General features: G+C 69.1%; 18 protein-coding genes. 15 read left to right on the top strand and 3 right to left on the bottom strand.

Translation table 11 applies throughout. From position 1 onward, the window contains the following. Positions 1-51: 51 nt before the first annotated feature. From OG558_RS00190 to OG558_RS00180, 3 genes are read left to right on the top strand one after another with little or no spacing between them, the layout of a single operon-like run. Positions 52-1,344, top strand: coding sequence for an ABC transporter substrate-binding protein (locus tag OG558_RS00190; RefSeq protein WP_405068398.1), 1,293 nt, complete (start codon positions 52-54; stop codon positions 1,342-1,344). Then, the gene (locus OG558_RS00185; RefSeq protein WP_405068396.1) at positions 1,344-2,222 is read left to right on the top strand and encodes a carbohydrate ABC transporter permease; all 879 of its coding nucleotides are present in this window, start codon (positions 1,344-1,346) and stop codon (positions 2,220-2,222) included. Before OG558_RS00190 ends, OG558_RS00185 begins: the two co-directional genes overlap by 1 nt. Next, positions 2,219-3,139: a carbohydrate ABC transporter permease gene (locus OG558_RS00180; protein WP_405068395.1), complete on the top strand. Its 921-nt coding sequence runs from the start codon at positions 2,219-2,221 to the stop codon at positions 3,137-3,139. Before OG558_RS00185 ends, OG558_RS00180 begins: the two co-directional genes overlap by 4 nt. A 1,114-nt stretch (positions 3,140-4,253) precedes the next feature. On the opposite strand, the gene OG558_RS00175 is transcribed toward OG558_RS00180, so the two are convergent. Next, on the bottom strand, positions 4,254-4,463 hold the full coding sequence (locus tag OG558_RS00175) for a helix-turn-helix domain-containing protein (protein WP_405068394.1): 210 nt from the start codon (positions 4,461-4,463) through the stop codon (positions 4,254-4,256). A gap of 45 nt (positions 4,464-4,508) precedes the next feature. Here OG558_RS00175 and OG558_RS00170 point away from each other — a divergent pair, with 45 nt between their 5' ends. From OG558_RS00170 to OG558_RS00160, 3 genes are read left to right on the top strand one after another with little or no spacing between them, the layout of a single operon-like run. Then, complete coding sequence (locus tag OG558_RS00170; RefSeq protein ID WP_405068393.1) at positions 4,509-5,189, top strand: TetR/AcrR family transcriptional regulator; 681 nt, start codon at positions 4,509-4,511, stop codon at positions 5,187-5,189. After that, positions 5,186-6,271, top strand: a complete 1,086-nt coding sequence (locus tag OG558_RS00165; RefSeq protein WP_405068392.1) for an FAD-dependent oxidoreductase — start codon at positions 5,186-5,188, stop codon at positions 6,269-6,271. Before OG558_RS00170 ends, OG558_RS00165 begins: the two co-directional genes overlap by 4 nt. Positions 6,272-6,299: 28 nt before the next feature. Then, a complete protein-coding gene (locus OG558_RS00160) occupies positions 6,300-7,073 on the top strand; it encodes an LLM class F420-dependent oxidoreductase (protein WP_405068391.1) in 774 nt (257 codons plus the stop codon). A gap of 55 nt (positions 7,074-7,128) precedes the next feature. On the opposite strand, the gene OG558_RS00155 is transcribed toward OG558_RS00160, so the two are convergent. Further along, on the bottom strand, positions 7,129-7,545 hold the full coding sequence (locus tag OG558_RS00155; RefSeq protein WP_405068389.1) for a DUF1844 domain-containing protein: 417 nt from the start codon (positions 7,543-7,545) through the stop codon (positions 7,129-7,131). Between the two features lie 276 nt (positions 7,546-7,821). Between OG558_RS00155 and infC the strand changes: the two genes are divergently transcribed. The 5 genes from infC to OG558_RS00130 all read left to right on the top strand — a co-directional run bounded on the left by infC (position 7,822) and on the right by OG558_RS00130 (position 11,020). Continuing rightward, positions 7,822-8,556 carry a translation initiation factor IF-3 gene (gene infC, locus OG558_RS00150; RefSeq protein ID WP_329480526.1) on the top strand — a complete coding sequence of 245 codons (735 nt, stop codon included), beginning with the start codon at positions 7,822-7,824 and terminating at the stop codon, positions 8,554-8,556. 84 nt (positions 8,557-8,640) lie between these two features. Beyond that, positions 8,641-8,835 carry a 50S ribosomal protein L35 gene (gene rpmI / locus OG558_RS00145; protein ID WP_329480524.1) on the top strand — a complete coding sequence of 65 codons (195 nt, stop codon included), beginning with the start codon at positions 8,641-8,643 and terminating at the stop codon, positions 8,833-8,835. 79 nt (positions 8,836-8,914) lie between these two features. Next, the gene (gene rplT, locus OG558_RS00140) at positions 8,915-9,307 is read left to right on the top strand and encodes a 50S ribosomal protein L20 (RefSeq protein WP_131367113.1); all 393 of its coding nucleotides are present in this window, start codon (positions 8,915-8,917) and stop codon (positions 9,305-9,307) included. 23 nt (positions 9,308-9,330) lie between these two features. Further along, complete coding sequence (locus OG558_RS00135; protein WP_405068388.1) at positions 9,331-10,149, top strand: TrmH family RNA methyltransferase; 819 nt, start codon at positions 9,331-9,333, stop codon at positions 10,147-10,149. A gap of 166 nt (positions 10,150-10,315) precedes the next feature. Continuing rightward, positions 10,316-11,020 carry a hypothetical protein gene (locus tag OG558_RS00130; RefSeq protein WP_405068387.1) on the top strand — a complete coding sequence of 235 codons (705 nt, stop codon included), beginning with the start codon at positions 10,316-10,318 and terminating at the stop codon, positions 11,018-11,020. Here the strand turns inward: OG558_RS00130 and OG558_RS00125 are convergent. Beyond that, positions 11,010-11,714 (bottom strand): TetR/AcrR family transcriptional regulator, encoded by a 705-nt coding sequence (locus OG558_RS00125; protein ID WP_405068386.1) that lies wholly within the window; start codon positions 11,712-11,714, stop codon positions 11,010-11,012. The genes OG558_RS00130 and OG558_RS00125 overlap by 11 nt on opposite strands. A 55-nt stretch (positions 11,715-11,769) precedes the next feature. Here OG558_RS00125 and OG558_RS00120 point away from each other — a divergent pair, with 55 nt between their 5' ends. The 4 genes from OG558_RS00120 (at position 11,770) to OG558_RS00105 (ending at position 18,721) form a co-directional block, all read left to right on the top strand. Next, a complete protein-coding gene (locus tag OG558_RS00120; RefSeq protein ID WP_405068385.1) occupies positions 11,770-13,302 on the top strand; it encodes an MFS transporter in 1,533 nt (510 codons plus the stop codon). A gap of 177 nt (positions 13,303-13,479) precedes the next feature. Further along, on the top strand, positions 13,480-14,589 hold the full coding sequence (gene pheS, locus OG558_RS00115; protein ID WP_329480514.1) for a phenylalanine--tRNA ligase subunit alpha: 1,110 nt from the start codon (positions 13,480-13,482) through the stop codon (positions 14,587-14,589). Beyond that, positions 14,589-17,168, top strand: a complete 2,580-nt coding sequence (locus OG558_RS00110; RefSeq protein ID WP_405068384.1) for a phenylalanine--tRNA ligase subunit beta — start codon at positions 14,589-14,591, stop codon at positions 17,166-17,168. The genes pheS and OG558_RS00110 overlap by 1 nt, the downstream gene beginning before the upstream one ends. A gap of 5 nt (positions 17,169-17,173) precedes the next feature. Then, positions 17,174-18,721, top strand: a complete 1,548-nt coding sequence (locus OG558_RS00105; RefSeq protein ID WP_405068383.1) for a gamma-glutamyltransferase — start codon at positions 17,174-17,176, stop codon at positions 18,719-18,721. Positions 18,722-18,750: the final 29 nt, after the last annotated feature.

Genomic DNA, 18,750 nt, shown 5'->3' with positions numbered 1-18,750 from the left:
GATGTGGATAGTGCAGGAGCTATACCGGTTTATCAAACCCAGGAGATTTCCATGTATAGACGCCGTCTGGCGCCGGTGGCAGCCCTCGCCGCCGCCGCTCTCACTCTGGCTGGTTGCGGCCTCGGATCCGGCGATTCCGGCAGTGCCGCCGCCAAGCCGACCGTCGACGCGAACGCCCAGGTGACCGGTGAGGTCAGCTTCCAGACCTGGGCCCTGAAGCCGAAGTTCACGACGTACGTCGAAGGTGTGATCAAGGCGTTCGAGACGAAGTACCCGGGCACCAAGGTCACCTGGCTGGACCAGCCGGGCGACGGCTACGACAAGAAGGTGCTGAGCCAGGCCTCGGCCGGCCAGCTGCCGGACGTGACCAACCTGCCGCCGGACTTCGCCCTCTCGCTGGCCAAGCAGGACATGCTCCTCGACGTCGGCGCCGCCGACCCGAAGATCAACGACGAGTACGTCGAGGGCGGCGTCCAGGCGTACCAGTACCAGGGCATGAACGGCACCTTCGGCTACCCCTGGTACCTGAACACCGACATCGACTACTGGAACGCGACCAAGTTCGCCGCGGCCGGACTCGACCTGAAGAACCCGCCGAAGACGTTCGACGAACTGCTCGCGGCCGCCAAGGTCATGCACGACAAGACCGGCGGCAAGGAGTACCTGATGAGCCGGCTGCCCGGCATCGGTGACTTCACCAACGCCGGCGTGAAGATCCTGTCCGACGACGGCAAGAAGTTCGTCTTCAACACCCCCGAGGCCGCCGCGCTGCTGGACAAGTACCGCGACGCCTACAAGGCCGGCTACCTGCCGCGCGACATCCTGACCCAGGAGTACCTGGGCAACTCCAAGCTCTTCACCCAGGGCAAGGTCGCCTGGACCACCGGTGGCGGCAACGCGATCCAGGACTTCCAGAAGGACAACCCGTCGCTGAAGGGCAAGGTCGTCCCGTCGCCCGCGCTCGACACCCCGCCGCTGTACGTGCAGGGCCTGTCGGTGTCGGCCAAGACCAAGAACCAGGCGGCTGCGATCGCCCTGGCCCGGTTCGTCACCAACGCGGAGAACCAGGCCGCGTTCGCCAAGATCGTGAACATCTTCCCGTCGACCAAGGCGTCCGCCTCGGACCCGTACTTCTCGAAGAGCGACGGTACGCCGGAGAGCGACGCCAAGGTGCTCGCGTTCCAGTCGCTGGCCAAGGCGAAGGTGCTGCAGCCGCCGGTGATCAGTGGCGCCACCAACGACTTCATCGGCCAGCAGATCTCGCTCGCGATCGCCGGCAAGATCTCGTCCCAGGCAGCCCTCGACGCGGCGGTGGCGAAGGCCAACCAGCTCCTCACGCAGTAATGCGGTATCACCGCTGGTTCACGCCGTGGGTGCTGGTGATCCCGGCACTCGCCTGGTTGCTGGTGTTCAACCTCTGGCCGTCGATCAACACCGTCATCCTGTCGTTCACCAACGCCAGGCCGATCGGCGGCGGCACCTTCGTCGGGCTGAAGAACTTCGAAACTCTCCTGCACGACGAGCAGTTGCGCTGGGCGCTGCTGAACAGCGTCATCTACATGGTGGTCTGCCTGCCGTTCCTGACCGTCCTGCCGCTGCTGCTCGCCGTACTGGTGGAGAAGAAGCTGCCCGGGATCACGTTCTTCCGGACCGCCTTCTACACCCCGGTGGTGGCCTCGGCGGTCGTGGTGGCGCTGATCTGGCAGTGGATCCTCGACGATCGCGGTCTGGTCAACGGACTGGCCGAGAAGCTCGGCGTCATCTCCGGGCCGCTGCCGTTCCTGTCCGACCAGTGGCTGTTGTTGCTGAGCGCAATCAGTCTGACGATCTGGAAGGGGCTCGGGTACTACATGATCATCTACCTGGCCGCCCTCGGGAACGTCGGACGTGAGCTGCACGAGGCCGCCGCGGTCGACGGCGCCGGGCCGTTCCGGCGCTTCGTCCACATCACCATCCCCGGGGTGCGCGGGACGATGATCTTGATCTCGATCCTGATCTCGGTGTCGGCGCTGCGGGTGTTCTCCGAGCTGTTCATCCTCAGCGGTGGCAAGGGCGGTCCGGGCGGCCGGGACAACTCGGTGGTGATGCTGATCCAGCAGTACAGCCAGGGCTTCGAGGGCAACCTCGGGTACGCGTCCGCGTTGTCGATCGTGCTGTTCTTCGTCACCGTCGTACCGATGCTGGTGCTGGCCCGCCTGAACCGCCAAGGAGCCGAAGCATGAGTGTTGTCACCGATTCGGCGCGGCCGGCTGTTGTCGAAGCTCCTGGTACGCCGGGGGGTTCGAAGCGTCGGCGTGGAACCTTCGGATTCAATACCGTCTCGCCGCGCGAGAAGGTGGTCCGGTACGTGCTGCTGGTGTTCGTGCTGCTGATCACGATCGGGCCGTTCCTGTGGCAGCTGTCCACGTCGCTGAAGGGATCCGGGGAGGACATCTACACCCGGATCCCGCGGTTGCTGCCGGCCCAGCCGACGATCGACCACTACAAGTCCGTGACCGACACGATCCCCGTCTGGGATTATGCGCGGAACTCGCTGGTGGTCGCCGTACTCGTTGTTGGAGGCAACGTTATTGGGGCGTCGCTGGCCGGGTTCGCGTTGTCGCGGTTGCAGTTCCGCGGGCGCCGGCTGGTGCTCGGGTTGTTCCTGGCGACGCTGGTGTTGCCGGGTGAGGTCACGATCATCTCGCAGTACGTGACGGTGCGGGAGTTCGGGCTGGCGAACACGCTGTTCGGGGTCGCGCTGCCCGGCATGATCGGGGCGCTGAACGTGCTGCTGATGTACAACGCGTTCCGGTCGCTGCCGATCGAGGTCGACCAGGCGGCGATCGTGGACGGCGCGAACGCGTGGCAGCGGTTCGTGTACATCGGGCTGCCGTCGGTGCGGGGGACCATCAGCGTGGTCGCGATCTTCGCGTTCATCGGCGCGTGGGACGACTTCCTCTGGCCGCTGATCGTGCTCACCGACCCGAACAAGTACACGCTGACCGTCGGCCTGCAGTACCTGTCCGGCACCTTCAGTAACAACCCACGCCTCATCGCCGCGGGCACGATGATCGCCTTCATCCCGATCGTGATCGTCTTCGCCACCCTCCAACGCTTCTTCTTCAAAGGCGTCGAAGAAGGCGCCGTCAAGGGCTGACCCGCACGGGTGCACCCACGCCTGCTCCCGCGGCCACCCCACCGTCGCGTCCGCTGCGCGCGCTCCCGCCCGTCCGGGGGTGCGCGCTGCCGCGCTTCGTCGAGAACACCGGCCGACCTTGGACATCCCAGCGGACACCACTGCGCCAGCCCCGGTCGCCGCCACCCGACCCACCTGGCCGCGCGACTGCCCCGCTCGGCCGCCCGACAGCCCCGCCTCGCTAGCCCGCCCGACAGTCGCGCCTCGCTACCCCGCCCGACAGTCGCGCCTCGCTACCCCGCCCGACAGTCGCGCCTCGCTACCCCGCGCGGTTGGCTTGGTCGGGCACTTTGTGCACCAGATCCGTACGGCGCCGGGCGTCCGGGTACGGATCTGGTGCACAAAGTCGATCTCTGCTGTGGCCGAAAACCGGTTGGGCCAGTGGCCGGGCTCGACTCCTCGGTGCTGGCACACTCACCAAGCGACGCGGTCCTGCCCCGGTCACGCTCCGATCCGGGGCGGCGGTGAGCTGACGGTGGGGTTGGTGAGTGTCTCAGGTCGCGCCGATCCCCGCAGCAGCGGCGTCGACACCGCCAAGGTCGGGCAGCCACCGAGACGCCACAACGGCTCGGACAACGCCTCGGCTCGGGGGTTCTCGCCTCGTAAACGAAGAGAAGCCGGCACGCGTTCGGATATCGGCTCCACCCTCCGGAGCGCCGTTTGACGGGCAGGGGTCGGGTCCGCTGCGGGCGTTGCGGCGGGCGTGGAGCGGCCTGGACGACGCACGGGCCGGCCGCGCGGACACCAGGTCGGGGCCTCGGACAACTCACGACCTGTCCCAGGTCCCGACACCTTGTCCCAGCTCCCTACTCCGGCCCGAAATCCCCGCCCGCGCCCACCGCCCGCCGCCCGCTCACCGCCGCCGCCCGCCGCCGCCCGCGTCCGCCGCCGTCCGCCGCCGCCGTCCGCCGTCCGCGGCCGCCGTCCGCCGCCCGCGTCCGCCGCCGACCGCCGGCGCCGGCCGGTGGTGGTTGTCGTTCCGCCCGGGGTGCGAGCTGTCGCGCTTCGTCGAGGACGGCGACCGACCTCGGGCACTCGTCGGGGGCTTGGACTGGGTGCGGGGGGTTTGGACAGGTTATTTCTTGTTCAAGGCCACCGCTTGTTGTTCGTGCTCCTCGTCGGGGACCCATTCGAGGAGGTCGCCGGGTTGGCAGTTGAGGGTTCGCCAGATGGCTTCGAGGGTGCTGAAGCGGACGGCTTTGGCTCGGCCGTTCTTGAGGACTGCGACGTTGGCGGGTGTGAGGCCCACCTTTTCGGCGAATTCGCCGACGCTCATTTTGCGCATGGAGCGAACTTGTTCGTAACGAACATGTTCGTTACGCTGACCACCATGACGGACGAACCCAGGAGCCGGCGGGAGCGGCCGGCCAAGGCGGCGTTGACGCGGCGCGGGATCGTGGCGGCGGCGGTGGAGGTGATGCGCGCCGATGGGCTGGATCGGGTGACGATGCGGCGGCTGGCGAAGGAGCTCGACACCGGGCCGGCGTCCCTCTACGTGTACTTCCGGAGTACGGCCCAGTTGCACGGCGCCGTACTCGATGAACTGCTCGGCGCGGTGGACTTGTCGCCGGTCGAGGCCGAAGGCGATTGGCGAGAGCGGCTCGAGGCGGTGCTGGCGTCGTACACGCGGGTCCTGTTCGAGTATCCGAGTCTCGCTCAGTCCGCGTTGACCGCGCGACCGGCGGGGGAGAACTACCTCCGGTTGGTGGAGGGCGTGCTCGCGCTGCTCGACGAAGGCGGCGTGCCGCCACAGCAGGCTGCCTGGGGTCTCGACTTGCTGCTCCAGTTGGCGACGTCGACCGCTGCTGAACACGCGGGCGGCGACGACCCGGAGCAGTGGGACGCATTGGGCGCCGCGTTGCGAGCTGTCCGACCGGACACGCACCCGCGGATCGTCGCGCAGGGCGAGGACCTGCTCAGCGGGCCGGGGGAGGACCGCGCGTCCTGGGGCATCCGCGTCTTGATCAACGGAGTGCTCGCCACTCCACGTACGGGAGGACAACCGACATGACGCACCACCAGATCGCAATTATCGGCGCCGGCCTCGGTGGCTTGACGCTGGCGCGAGTGCTGCACGTCAACGGCATCGAGGCCGCTGTCTATGAACTGGACGCTTCGCCGACCGCCCGCACCCAGGGCGGCATGCTCGACATCCACGAGGAATCCGGTCAGGCCGCGTTGCGGGCGGCCGAGCTGTACGACGAGTTCCGGCGCATCGTCATGCCCGGTGGCGAGGCGATGCGGATCTACGGCCGGGACGCCGTACTGCGCTTTGCCGACGAGGGGGAAGGTCGTCCGGAGGTGCACCGCCGGGACCTGCGCGCCTTGCTGATCGGCAGCCTGCCGGACGGCGTGATCCGCTGGGACTCGAAGATCGTTGGGATCGTCGACCGTGAAGTGCGGCTGGCGGACGGCAGCACGTTCACGGCTGACTTGCTGGTCGGCGCGGACGGTGCGTGGTCGAAGGTCCGGCCACTCGTCTCCGACGCGACACCGGCGTACTCGGGTTTGTCCTTTGCGGAGCTGGATCTGACCGATCCCGACGTACGGCATCCGGAGAGCGCCGAGCTGATCGGCGCCGGCCTGATGTTCGCCCTCGGCGACGGCCGCGGCTTCCTGGCGCACCGCGAACCTGACCGCCTTCATGTGTACGCCGCTCTGCGCACCGAGGCCGAATGGTCCAGCGGTGACATCACCAAGGACGCCCTGCTGGCCGAATTCACGGACTGGGACGACCGCTTCCTCCGGCTGATCCGCGACGCCGACGCCGCGCCGTTCCGCCGTGCGATCCACGCCCTGCCGATCGGTCATCAATGGAAGCGAGTCCCCGGCGTCACGCTTCTGGGCGACGCCGCCCACCTCATGTCACCCTTCGCCGGTGAGGGCGCCAACCTCGCGATGCAGGACGGCGCCGAACTGGCCGCGGCCCTGATCGCCCACCCCGATGACACCGAGGCGGCGCTGGCGGCGTACGAGTCCGACCTCTTCCCCCGCGCCGAACAGTCCGCGGCCGAATCCGCCGCCAACCTCGACCTCTGTTTCGCCCCCGATGCCCCCACCGGCCTGCTGAAGTTCTTCAGCACGATTGGGTAGGACGTACCGCATCTGAGGGAGCACTGTCATGAGACCAGTCCGCATCAGTGCCCAGCTGGCGCCGCAGCGCGCCGAGTACGCCGCGATCCGCCGAGCCGCCGCCGAGGTCGAGGACCTGGGCGCGGACATCCTCTTCACCTGGGACCACTTCTTCCCACTGGGCAAGGTGGCCGAGGGCAAGCACTTCGAGGGCTGGACGATTCTCGCCGCGTGGGCCGAGCAGACCTCCCGGATCGACCTCGGGGTCCTGGTCAGCTGCAACAGTTACCGCAACCCCGACCTGCTGGCGGACATGGCCAGGACCGTCGACCACATCAGCGGTGGGCGGGTCGTGTTCGGGATCGGCGCCGGCTTCAAGGAGCGGGAGTTCCTCGAGTACGGGTACGAGTTCCCCTCGCCCGGCCGCCGGGTGGCCGAACTCGCCGACGCCCTGCCGCGGATCGAGAAGCGCCTGGCCGCGCTGAACCCGCCGCCGATCGGCCCGATGCCGATCCTGATCGCCGGCGGTGGCGAGCAGAAGATGCTCCGCGTGGTCGCCCGGCACGCCGACATCTGGAACACCTTCGCCGAGGGCGAGGATCTGGTGCGAAAGCTCGGCGTGCTCGATCGGTACTGCGCCGAGATCGGCCGTGACCCGTCGACGATCGAACGCTCCGTCCACGTCGGAGGCGATCCCTGGCAGAACGGTCCGGCCCTTCGCGAGCTCGGTGTCAGCCTGTTCACGGTCTCCACGAGCGGACCCGACTACGACCTCGACACCATCCGCCGCTGGATCGCCTGGCGCGACGAACAGAACGCCTGACGCTGTAAAGGGTCGCCGGCCTCTTCATCTCGCCCCCGAGGTCCCGTAGAGCGGGTTACCTGCGGGCGGCTGGGGGGTGGACTTGGCCGGTGTACTTCTCGCCGGGGCCGGCGCCTGGCTCGTCGGGGATGGTGGAGGACTCTTTGAAGGCCAGCTGCAGGGAGCGAAGGCCGTCGCGGAGGGGGGCGGCGTGGTGGTGGCCGAGGGACGGGGCGGAGGCGTCGAGGAGGCCGGCGAGCGCGTCGATCAGGGAGCGGGCCTCGTCGAGGTCCTGGTGGTCGGGGAGGTCTTCGGCCAGGCCGAGGTGGACGGCGGCGGCGCTCATCAGGTGGAGGGCGGCGGTCGAGATGATCTCCACGCTGGGTACGTCGGCGATGTCGCGAGACACTGTGGACAGCGGGTCCGGGCGGCTGTCGTCCGCGGCCGCCGGCTGAGCGTCGTCCGGCTGCGAAGTGGCACCTGAGTCGGTCATGCTGCTACTCTTACATGGCGACCGACCCGGTCCGTTGGTGACCCCTGAGCGGAATACTCGAGGGCCTCCGATGGTTCGAGTCTAAGCGGAGGGCCACCTCCCACCCAGTCGATGCAGAGTCGGCGGGTCCCGGTCACGCTGAGAGGTTCTGGAGGATATCCGGAGAATCACAGCGGTCGTGCGGCGTACCACCCGGAGGGGTTGGGACGTCGTCGATCTGGGAATTGGGCCTTCGTGTGATCGCACGGAGGCCTTGGTGTTTTCCAGGGGCTTTCGGTGATCACGAGGTGGCACCAGTACGAGCACAACCCAGGAGGACCCATCACCATTGAACTGCGCGTCAACGAGCGCATCCGCGTTCCCGAGGTGCGACTGGTCGGACCGAACGGTGAGCAGGTAGGCATCGTCCGGATCGAGGACGCACTTCGGCTGGCACAGGAGGCCGATCTCGACCTCGTCGAGGTCGCGGCAACAGCCCGGCCTCCCGTCTGCAAGCTGATGGATTTCGGCAAGTACAAGTACGAGACTGCGCAGAAGGCGCGCGAGTCCCGCCGGAACCAGACCAACACGGTCATCAAAGAGATGAAGCTGCGGCCGAAGATCGACCCGCACGACTACGAGACCAAGAAGGGTCACGTCGTCCGGTTCCTGCGTGCCGGGGACAAGGTCAAGATCACCATCATGTTCCGCGGACGTGAGCAGTCCCGCCCGGAGCTCGGCTTCCGGCTGTTGCAGCGGCTGGCCGAGGACGTGAGCGAGCTCGGCTTCGTCGAGTCCTCGCCGCGGCAGGACGGCCGGAACATGATCATGGTGCTCGGACCGCACAAGAAGAAGTCCGAGGCGCGCGTGGACGTGGAGGCCGAGAAGGCGAAGAAGCAGGCCGAGCGTGACGCTGAGCACGAGGCGGAGCGCGCCGAGCGCGCCGAGCAGGTTCAGGCGCACGAGGCCGAGCGAGCCGCCGGCTCCACGAAGAAGCCGAAGGGTCCGGCAGACAACCTCGACCCGGAGTGACGTGATTGCTCCGGCCGGCCGCGAGGACAGCCGGAGCACCGCACCGAGTTCGAGTCAACGAAAGAACAACAGGAGTACATAGCCATGCCGAAGATGAAGACCCACTCGGGGATGAAGAAGCGCGTCCGGATCACGGGCACGGGCAAGGTCCGCCGCGAGCAGACCGGTATCCGCCACCTCGCCGAGGCGAAGTCGTCCCAGCGCAAGCGTCGCCTGAGCGGCACCGTCGAGGTCGCGCCGTCGTACGCGAAGAAGGCCAAGAAGCTTCTCGGCATCTGAGCACCGCCCTTCCCCCCGAACATCCCCGCCGAGTGGGCCCAGTCCGGCTCTGGCGCAGAAGTACAAGGAGTAACACCTCATGGCACGCGTGAAGCGGGCAGTCAACGCCCACAAGAAGCGCCGGGTCGTCCTGGAGCAGGCCAGCGGCTACCGCGGCCAGCGCTCGCGTCTGTACCGCAAGGCCAAGGAGCAGGTCACCCACTCGCTCGTCTACGCCTACCGGGACCGCAAGGCGCGCAAGGGCGACTTCCGCAAGCTGTGGATCCAGCGGATCAACGCCGCGGTCCGCGCCGAGGACCTGACCTACAACCGGTTCATCCAGGGTCTGCGGCTGGCCGAGGTCGAGGTCGACCGGAAGATCCTCGCCGACCTGGCCGTCAACGACCCGGCTGCGTTCTCCGCGCTGGTGCAGGTGGCCAAGGCCGCCCTGCCGGCCGACGTGAACGCGCCGAAGTCCGACGCCGCGGCCTGAGCAACACCCCGAACAGCACTGCAGTGGCGAGCCCTGGTCTGCTGACCGCACAGTCCGTGCGGATCAAGCAGGCCCGGCGGCTCGCCACTCGTGCGTTCCGGCGCAAGACCGGCCGCTTCCTGGTCGAGGGACCGCAGGCCGTCCGCGAAGCCCTCGAGCACCGCGAACTCGTCCTCGAGGTGTACGCCGAACCCGCCGTCGCCACCCGTCACCGTGACCTCCGCGACCTGGCCGAGGCCGCCGGTGTGCCCTGGTTCGAGGTCAACCGCGCCGCCGCCGAGGCGCTCAGCGAGACCGTCACTTCGCAAGGCGTGGTCGCCGTCTGCTCCCTCGTCGACACACCGTTGGACCAGGCGGTCCGTCGTACCGCCAAGTTGGTGGCCGCCGGCGTGCAGGTCCGGGATCCCGGCAACGTCGGCACCTTGATCCGTACGGCGGATGCCGCCGGCGCGGATGCGGTCGTCCTGTCGTCGGAGTCCGTCGACCCACACAACCCGAAGGCGGTCCGGGCCAGTGTGGGCAGCATCTTCCACGTGCCGATCGCCGTCGACGTGGACATCGCCGCGGCCGCCAAGTCCTGGCGGGACCAGGGACTGCAGGTCCTCGCCGCCGACGGGTACGGCTCCTCCGACCTGGACAGCTGCATCGAGGACGGCACCCTGACCCGGCCGACCGTCTGGCTGTTCGGCAACGAGGCCCACGGTCTCCCCGACGGCTTCGACGCCATCGTCGACCGCTCGGTGAAGGTCCCGATCTACGGCCGCGCCGAGTCCCTCAACCTCGCCACCGCCGCCGCCATCTGCCTGTACGCGTCGGCCCGGGCCCAGCGCCGTACCGGTTGACGCCGACGCGGCGGCCGTGTCAGCGTTGGCGCAGCGCGTGCCAGGGCGCCTCCTCTCCGCGGCAAGCACCGAGTGCACCTGGATCGAACAGCAGGACTCATGACGGCCGGTGAACCCTTCGGGACGGCCTGTTTCAGCGGAGCGGGCTGCCCTGGAAGGACCATCGATGTCGACCACACCGCTGCCCGCCAAAGCCAGCCTCAGCCAGCTGCGCATGCAGGCGAAGGACCTCCGCAAGGCCGTGACCAAGGGACGTCCGGACGCGATCGAGCGGGTCCGGGCCCATCACCCCAACTACACAAATGGTTTCACCCTGCGGGACGCGCAGCTGACCATCGCCCGTGAGTACGGGCTGGCCAGTTGGCCCGAGCTGATGGCGAAGGTGGCCACCGAGCTCGTCGAGGGCCGCGAACTGCACCGCTACTTCGGCGTCGAGCTCAACAACGAGACCTGGGACCTGCTCGAGCAGATCGACGAGACCAGTCCGCTCCTCGACCAGGAGCGCGTCCTGTACGGCGCGTACGCCGCCTGCCTGCACTGGCTCGAAGCCGGCAACGAAGCGAACCATGCCCGTGGCGAGCACCTGATCGCCCGGGTCGCACTGCGGATCGGCCGCGTCGAGCTCGGCCTGGGCCACGCGCGGCGTTGTCTGCAGCTCATCCAGAACCACCCGGATCAGATGGGCGACTGGGACGAACCGTTCGCCCGTGAGGCACTCGCCCGCGCGCTCGCGGCGACCGGCTCGCCCGACCAGGCGCGAGCCGAACTCCGCCGGGCGGAGGAACTCACGGCACTGGTCGCGGATCCCAGAGACCGCGAAGTACTGCTGACCGAGCTCGGCAAGGAGCCGTGGTTCGGCCTCACTTCCTGAGGCGAGCCTCGAGCCCGTCGAGCAAGGCGTCGAGGCCGAAGGCGAAGGACTCGGTGAACAGCGCGTTCACATCCTGGTCGGCGCGTCGCCGGACCGACTCCTGCATGCCGGGCAGGTCGGTGGAGAGGACTTCGGCCTGCTGCAGAAGGTCCCCGCTCATCTGCTCCAAGGACTGGCCGGCCCTCCGTGCCATCTCGCGGGTCGCGACCTCGGAACTCGCGGTGCCGAGGACGTAGGACATCACGCTGCCCATCGCGAAATCGACGTCCGGACCGGAGAAGCCGGCCGCGCCGAACAGCACAAGGCCGCGCGAACCGAGCGTCATGGCGTTCGGCCCGATGCTGGGCCGGACGTACATGATCTCGGGGAGCCACGGATGGCGGAGCACGGTGGCCCGCAGGCTGTGGCCCAACAGCAGCGCACCGTTCCGCCAGCCGGCCAGCTCAGGATCCGGTACGTCGACCTCGCTCCAGATCTCGTCGATGAGCAGGTCGATCAGGTCGTCCTTGGTCGGCACGTGCCAGTAGAGGCTGGTCGCGCCCGCGCCGAGCTTGGCGGCCAGCTTCCGGATGCTGAGCCCGGCCAGGCCCTCCGCGTCGAGGGTCGCCATCGCCGTCTGCACGATCTGCTCCCGGCTGAGCGCCTCTCGGGCCGGTGCGGCGGCCCGCTGCCGGGTCCAGATCGATTCCTTCATGACGCCATCCTAATAACCTCTGGAACACTGTACGAGCTTGTCGTACAGTGTGCGAGTGACTAGTACACCGTTCGAGTCCTCCGCCGATTCTTCGGCGACCGGCCATCCGCGACGCTGGTGGATCCTGCTGATCCTGTGTCTGAGTCTGATGGTGCTGGTCGTCGACAACACCGTGCTCAACCTGGCGATCCCGTCGCTGATGCGCGACCTGGACGCGACGCCCGCGGACATCCAGTGGGTGATCGACGCGTACATCCTGGCGTTCGCCGGGCTGTTGCTGACCGCGGGCAGCCTGTCCGACCGGTTCGGGCGCCGGAAGATGCTGCTCCTCGGGCTGGTGATCTTCGGCGCGGCCTCGCTGCTGGCGACGCTGGCCCAGAACCCAGGGCAGTTGATCGCGTGCCGCGGGCTGATGGGTGTCGGCGGCGCGCTGCTGATGCCGAGCACGCTGTCGCTGCTGTTCACGGTGTTCCCGCCGCAGGAGCAGCGCCAGGCGATGGCCGGCTGGTCGATGGTCGCGATGGTCGGCGTGGTCGCCGGTCCGACCGTGGGCGGCGTACTGCTGAACCACTTCTGGTGGGGCTCGATCTTCTGGCTGAACGTGCCGATCGCCGTCCTCGCGATCATCGGCACGCTGGCCCTGATCCCGGAGTCGAAAGGGCCGGCGCGCGACGTCGACCCGGCCGGCGCGGTGCTGTCGATCATCGGGATGGCGGCGGTCGTGTGGGCGATCATCTCGATCCCGGCCGACGGGTTCGGTTCCGCCAAGGTGCTCGGCGGGCTGGCCGTCGGGGTGGCGGCGCTGACCGGGTTCGCGCTGTGGGAGACGCGGAATGAGCACCCGATGGTGCCGCTCGCGCTGTTCCGGGATCGGAACTTCAGTGGGACGAGCTTCTCGATCGTGTTGCTGTCGTTCACCGCCGGAGGGCTGTTGCTGGCGCTGACGCAGTACCTGCAGTTCGTGCTCGGGTACACGCCGCTGAAGGCCGGCCTGGCGTTGATCCCGTACGCCGTGGCCGCGACGGTGTTCAACGCTCTCGGGGCGACGCTCGGCAAGAAGATGGCGGATCGCACGCTGATCGTGGTCGGGCTGGTGATCATCGCCGGCAGCTTCGGCATCCTGACCCAGGTCTCCGACTCGACCGGTTACGGCCTGCTGATCATCGGTCTGATGGTGATGGGCGTCGGTGGCGGTCTGGCCGGGCCCGCGGCGTACACGCTGCTCATGCAGGCGGTTCCTCCGGACCACCGCGGTGTCGGATCGGCGATGAACGACACCGTCCAGCAAACCGGTGCCGCGCTGTCGGTCGCCGTACTGGGCAGCGTGCTGGCTGCGGCGTACTCCTCGTCGCTGCCGGACTCGGTTCCCGAACCGGCGCGCACGTCGATCGCGGACACGCTCGCCCTCGGCCCGGACTTCGTCGCCGCGGCCCGGACCGCCTTCACCGACGCCATGTCGATCTCGATGACAGTCGGCTTGATCGGTGCACTGGCCGGCGCGCTGGTCGCTCTCGTGGTGCTGCCGCGCCGGCAGGCCAAGCAGGCGACGCAGGAAGCAGTCCCGGCGGTGGACGACACGGTGCACTGACCTGACGCGGCGCAGCGTTGTCGGCTTTGCGGTAACTAAATTGCGCTAGGTGACTGGGATGTTCCACAAAGCGCGTGCTGGGGGCTTGGGGCGCGGGCTGTGGACAGGCGATTCACGCTCCGGGGCGAGAGGTTCCTAGACTGCAATCCGCAGAAGTTCCGAAACCGAGAGCGAGCCATGTCCGGTCCCAACACTGATTACGACCCGGTCGAAGTGACGCCGCTGCATGCCGAAGAGGTGGAGCGGACCCGCGACGAGGCACTGAAGGCCTTTACCGAGGCGGCCGACCTGGCCGCCCTGCAGGAGGCGAAGGGCGCGCATCTCGGCGAGAAGTCGCCGATCGCGCTGGCCAACCGGGAGATCGGCGCGCTGCCGCCGCAGGGCCGCAAGGAGGCCGGTCAGCGGATCGGCGCGGCCCGGAAGGCGATCAACGAGGCCTTCGCGGCCCGGCTCGCGGTCCTGGAGGCCGAGCACGAGGAGCGGATGCTGGCCACCGAGCGCGTCGACGTGACGCTGCCGTGGCACACGCCCGAGCTCGGCGCGCGGCACCCGCTCTCGCTGATCTCCGAGCAGGTCGCGGACGTCTTCACCGCGCTCGGCTGGGACGTCGCCGAAGGCCCCGAGGTCGAGGCCGAGTGGCTGAACTTCGACGCCCTGAACTTCCAGCCCGACCACCCGGCCCGGCAGATGCAGGACACCTTCTTCGTCGAGCCGGCCGGCTCGGGCAAGGTGCTGCGGACCCACACGTCCCCGGTGCAGGCCCGGTCGATGCTGACCCGCAAGCCGCCGATCTACGTGATCTGCCCGGGCCGCGTGTTCCGCACCGACGAGCTGGACGCGACCCACACGCCGGTCTTCTACCAGGTCGAGGGCCTCGTGGTGGACGAAGGCATCACGCTCGCGCACCTGAAGGGCACGCTCGACCACTTCGTCGTCTCGATGTTCGGCGAGGGCCTCGAGGCGCGCCTGCGGCCGAACTTCTTCCCGTTCACCGAGCCGTCGGCCGAGGTCGACCTGAAGTGCTTCGTCTGCCGCGGAGCCTCCGTCGGCAACCCGGACCGCCCGTGCCGCACCTGTGGCAGCGAGGGCTGGATCGAGTGGGGCGGCTGCGGCGTGGTGAACCCGCGGGTCCTGCAGGCCTGCGGCATCGACACCGACCGGTACTCCGGCTTCGCGTTCGGGATGGGCCTGGAGCGGACGCTGATGTTCCGCAACGGCGTCGAGGACATGCGCGACATGGTCGAGGGTGATGTGCGGTTCAGCCGCCAGTTCGGGATGGAGATCTGATGCGGGTCCCACTGTCATGGCTTCGTGAGTACGTCGACCTCCCGGCCGGGGTCACGGGTCGCGGCGTCGCGGAGAAGCTGATCCGGGCCGGCCTCGAGGTGGAGACCGTCGAGGAGTCCGACCTGACCGGGCCGCTCGTGGTCGGCAAGGTCCTCACCTACGAGGACGAGCCGCAGAAGAACGGCAAGACCATCCGCTGGTGCTCGCTCGACATCGGCAAGGACGAGCCGCAGTGGGTGGTCTGCGGTGCGAACAACTTCGCGGTCGGTGACCTCGTGGTCGTCGTACTCCCGGGCGCCGTGCTGCCGGGTGGGTTCGCGATCTCGGCGCGGAAGACGTACGGGCATGTCTCCAGCGGCATGATCTGCTCGAGCTCGGAGCTCGGCCTGGGTGACGACGGTACGCACGGCATTGTCGTACTCGAGCCGGGTGAGGCCGAGCCGGGTGACGACGCGATCGAGCTGCTCGCGCTGCGCGACGACGTGCTCGACATCGCGGTCACCCCGGACCGCGGCTACTGCCTGTCGATCCGTGGTGTGGCCCGCGAAGCGGCTACGGCGTATGGCGTTCCGCTGAAGGATCCGGCCGATCTGGCGCTCGACGGTTCTGGCTCGGGCGGTTATCCGGTGCGGGTCGACGATGCCGAAGGCTGCGGCGTCTTCGTCACCCGGACGGTGACCGGCATCGACGCGAAGGCGCTCTCGCCGCGGTGGCTGCAGAAGCGGCTGCTGGCGGCCGGGATGCGCCCGATCTCGATCGGCGTCGACATCACCAACTACGTGATGCTCGAGCTCGGCCAGCCGATCCACGGCTACGACAAGGATCGGCTGTCCGGCGAGATCGTGGTCCGGCGGGCCTACGCCGGCGAGAAGCTGATGACGCTGGACGACCAGACCCGTGAGCTGGACGCCGAGGACCTGCTGATCACCGACGACTCCGGCCCGATCGGCATCGCCGGTGTGATGGGTGGCGCGTCGACCGAGATCTCCGACACGACCACCGACGTGGTGATCGAGGCCGCGCACTTCGACCCGATCGTGATCGCCCGCGCGTCGCGGCGGCACAAGTTGTCGTCGGAGGCGTCGCGGCGGTTCGAGCGTGAGGTCGACCCGCTGCTGCCGCGGTACGCCGCCCAGCGCGTCGCCGACCTCCTCGCCGACCTGGCCGGTGGCACCATCCAGCCGGACGAAACCGTCGTCGACACCCACGACCTCCCCGAGCCGGTCACGCTCCGCGCCGATCACGCCGCCCGGGTCGCGGGAGCACCGATCTCCATCGCCGAGACCGTCCTGCACCTGCAGTCCGTCGGGTGCGCGGTCGAGCGCGCCGCCGCCGACGCGGTGCCGGCACCGCTCGCGGCGGGTGTGCAAGCCCCAGCGCTGGTTGTCGCCGCACCCTCGGCGCCGGCTGGCCTCGCAGCTGGGCTTGCTGGTGATGACTTGCTGACGGTGACTCCGCCTTCGTGGCGGCCCGACCTGCGGGATCCCAATGACTTCGCCGAAGAGGTTATTCGGCTGTTCGGGTTCGTCAACGTGCCATCGGTTCTGCCGCCCGCGCCGGGTGGGCAGGGGCTGACGGTGTCGCAGCGGCGGCGCCGCCGGATCGCGACCGCGCTGGTCGGCGCGGGCCTGACCGAGGTCGTGTCGTACCCGTTCGCCGGGGACGCCGACTTCGACGCGATGGGCCTGCCCGCCGACGACTCCCGCCGTACGACGGTCAAGCTGGTCAACCCGTTGTCCGACGAAGAGCCGTCGATGCAGACCACGCTGCTCGCGACCCTGCTCCGGACCGCCGAGCGCAACGTCGGCCGCGGCGCCACCGATCTGGCGATCTTCCAGACCGGCCTGGTCTTCCTGCCGAAGCCGGACGCGAAGCCCGCACCACTGCCGTCCGTCGCGCACCGCCCGAGCGACGCCGAGATCCAGTCCCTGTACGACGCTCTGCCCGAGCAGCCGCTGCACGTCGCAGTGGTGCTGACCGGTTCACGCACGCCGACCGGTTGGTGGGGCAAGGGCCGCCCGACCGACTGGGCGGATGCCGTCCAGTTCGCCCGGATGATCGCGTCGGTGGTTGCCGTCGAGCCGGTCGTGAAGAACGTCGAGCTCGCGCCGTGGCATCCGGGCCGGTGCGCGGAGTTCTCCGTCGACGGCAAGGTCGTCGGTCACGCCGGTGAGCTGCATCCGAAGGTCTGCCAGGCGTTCGGTCTGCCGGCGCGGTCGAGCGCGGTCGAGCTCGACCTGGACGCGTTGATGGCGGCCGGTCCGGGGTCGATCACGGCGACACCGTTCTCGTCGTACCCGGTGGCCAAGGAGGACGTGGCGTTGATCGTCCCGGCCGAGGTGGCCGCGGCGGACGTGCAGGCGGCGCTGGTCGAGGGTGCGGGGGCGTTGCTGGAGTCGATCCGGCTCTTCGACCTGTACACCGGTGAGCAGATCGGCGCGGGGAAGAAGTCGCTGGCGTTCGCGCTCCGGTTCCGGGCGCCGGATCGCACGCTGAAGGAGAACGAGGTCGCCGACGTCCGGCAGGCCGCGGTCCAGGTCGCCGTCGACCGCTTCGGCGCCGTCCAACGGGTCGGCTAGCCATCATGAGTGGCAGTCATCCGAGGGTGGCAGTGGCGGCGCCGAACGCGGCAGCTGCCGAGGCCGGCGTGCGGGTGGCCGCCGAGGGCGGGAACGCGGTGGACGCGGCGATCGCGGCCACGTTGGTGACGATGGTGAACGAGATCGGCGTGGTCTCGCCGGCCTCGGGCGGCTTCGTCACCCTCCAGGTGGCCGGCGGCGACGCGGTCACCATCGACGGCTGGGTGGAGATGCCGGGCCGCGGCGCGTCCACCGACCGGTTCGGCCGCGGCGTCTGGGACATCACCACCGACTACGGCGGCGGTACGACGACCACCGTCGGGCACGGATCCGTCGCGACCCCCGGCGGGATGAAGGCGCTCGACCTGGCCCACCATCGATCCGGGAAGGCGCCCTGGCGTGAGGTGGTCCAGCCCGCGATCGACGTCGCCCGGAACGGGTTCGCGCTGAGCCGGACCTCGGGCTACTACCTCGGCTACACCCACGAGATCATCTTCGGCTGGCACCAGCCGAGCCATCAGGTCGTGCACGAGGACGACGGTTCGGTGATCAAGGCCGGCACCACCGTCGTGATCCCCGAGCTCGCCGAGGCGCTCGAACTGATCGCCCGCGACGGCGCCGAGACCATGTACACCGGCGAGCTCGCCCAGCTGCTCATCCACGACATGGCTGAGAACGACGGCATCCTCACCGCGGAAGACCTTGCGGCGTACGAGGCCGTCGTACGGCCGGCGCTGATGGTCCGGCAGAACGGCTGGCGCCTGGCGACGAACCCGCCGCCGGCCGTCGGTGGTGTCGCGGTCGCCGCGATGCTCGCGCTGCTCGACGGCGTACCGGCCGACGGCAGCTGGCGGCAGTCCGAGCTCGAACGGCTCGTCGAGGTGCAGCACGCCGTACTCGGACGGCGGCTGGCCGAGCTGGACGAGGAGGACAGGCGGCAGCTTGAGGCCAACAAGCTGCTGGACCTCGCGGCGGCCGGTGATCTCCGCGCCCTGTCCTCACCCAGTACGGCGACTGTCTCGGTGGTCGACGACGAGGGCGACGCCTGCGCGATCACCGTGTCGTCCGGCTACGGCTCCGGCGTACTCACGCCAGGCACCGGCATCTGGCTCAACAACGCCCTCGGCGAGCAAGAGCTCCTGCACGGCGGGCCGCACAGCCTCGCGCCCGGCACGCGGCTCACCTCGAACATGGCTCCCAGCGTCGCGCGCCGGGACAGCGACGGCGCGGTGCTCGCGATCAGCTCGCCCGGCTCGGACCGGATCCCGACCGCGCTGGCGCAGGTCTACGCGCTCTACACGCACGGTGGGCTGCCGCTGCGCGAGGCGGTCGACCATCCGCGGCTGCACGTCCGCGTCCGTGAAGACGTGGTCGTCGACTATGAAGACGACCTGCCTGTGTCCGGTTCGACCGCGCTGCCGACCCGGCCGATGCCACCGCACTCGATGTACTTCGGTGGCGTCGCGGCCGCGTTCTGGGATCCGGCCGACGGCCTGCTCGCGGTCGGCGACCCCCGCCGTACCGGGGCCGTCGCCATCTCGCCGGGCCAGTAAGGTCAACCCTCTGACAACTGAGCTGGGAG

It is taken from the genome of Kribbella sp. NBC_01510 (assembly GCF_045040325.1).
Lineage (GTDB): Bacteria > Actinomycetota > Actinomycetes > Propionibacteriales > Kribbellaceae > Kribbella.
The sequence above is the reverse complement of the archived record's forward strand: the minus strand, read 5'-3'. Positions and strand labels throughout refer to the sequence as shown.

Coding starts and splice junctions, on each gene's coding strand:
- OG558_RS00190 (WP_405068398.1), top strand. CDS start 52: ATGTATAGACGCCGTCTGGCGCCGGTGGCAGCCCTCGCCGCCGCCGCT.
- OG558_RS00185 (WP_405068396.1), top strand. CDS start 1,344: ATGCGGTATCACCGCTGGTTCACGCCGTGGGTGCTGGTGATCCCGGCA.
- OG558_RS00180 (WP_405068395.1), top strand. CDS start 2,219: ATGAGTGTTGTCACCGATTCGGCGCGGCCGGCTGTTGTCGAAGCTCCT.
- OG558_RS00175 (WP_405068394.1), bottom strand. CDS start 4,463: ATGCGCAAAATGAGCGTCGGCGAATTCGCCGAAAAGGTGGGCCTCACA.
- OG558_RS00170 (WP_405068393.1), top strand. CDS start 4,509: ATGACGGACGAACCCAGGAGCCGGCGGGAGCGGCCGGCCAAGGCGGCG.
- OG558_RS00165 (WP_405068392.1), top strand. CDS start 5,186: ATGACGCACCACCAGATCGCAATTATCGGCGCCGGCCTCGGTGGCTTG.
- OG558_RS00160 (WP_405068391.1), top strand. CDS start 6,300: ATGAGACCAGTCCGCATCAGTGCCCAGCTGGCGCCGCAGCGCGCCGAG.
- OG558_RS00155 (WP_405068389.1), bottom strand. CDS start 7,545: ATGACCGACTCAGGTGCCACTTCGCAGCCGGACGACGCTCAGCCGGCG.
- rpmI (WP_329480524.1), top strand. CDS start 8,641: ATGCCGAAGATGAAGACCCACTCGGGGATGAAGAAGCGCGTCCGGATC.
- rplT (WP_131367113.1), top strand. CDS start 8,915: ATGGCACGCGTGAAGCGGGCAGTCAACGCCCACAAGAAGCGCCGGGTC.
- OG558_RS00130 (WP_405068387.1), top strand. CDS start 10,316: ATGTCGACCACACCGCTGCCCGCCAAAGCCAGCCTCAGCCAGCTGCGC.
- OG558_RS00125 (WP_405068386.1), bottom strand. CDS start 11,714: ATGAAGGAATCGATCTGGACCCGGCAGCGGGCCGCCGCACCGGCCCGA.
- pheS (WP_329480514.1), top strand. CDS start 13,480: ATGTCCGGTCCCAACACTGATTACGACCCGGTCGAAGTGACGCCGCTG.
- OG558_RS00110 (WP_405068384.1), top strand. CDS start 14,589: ATGCGGGTCCCACTGTCATGGCTTCGTGAGTACGTCGACCTCCCGGCC.
- OG558_RS00105 (WP_405068383.1), top strand. CDS start 17,174: ATGAGTGGCAGTCATCCGAGGGTGGCAGTGGCGGCGCCGAACGCGGCA.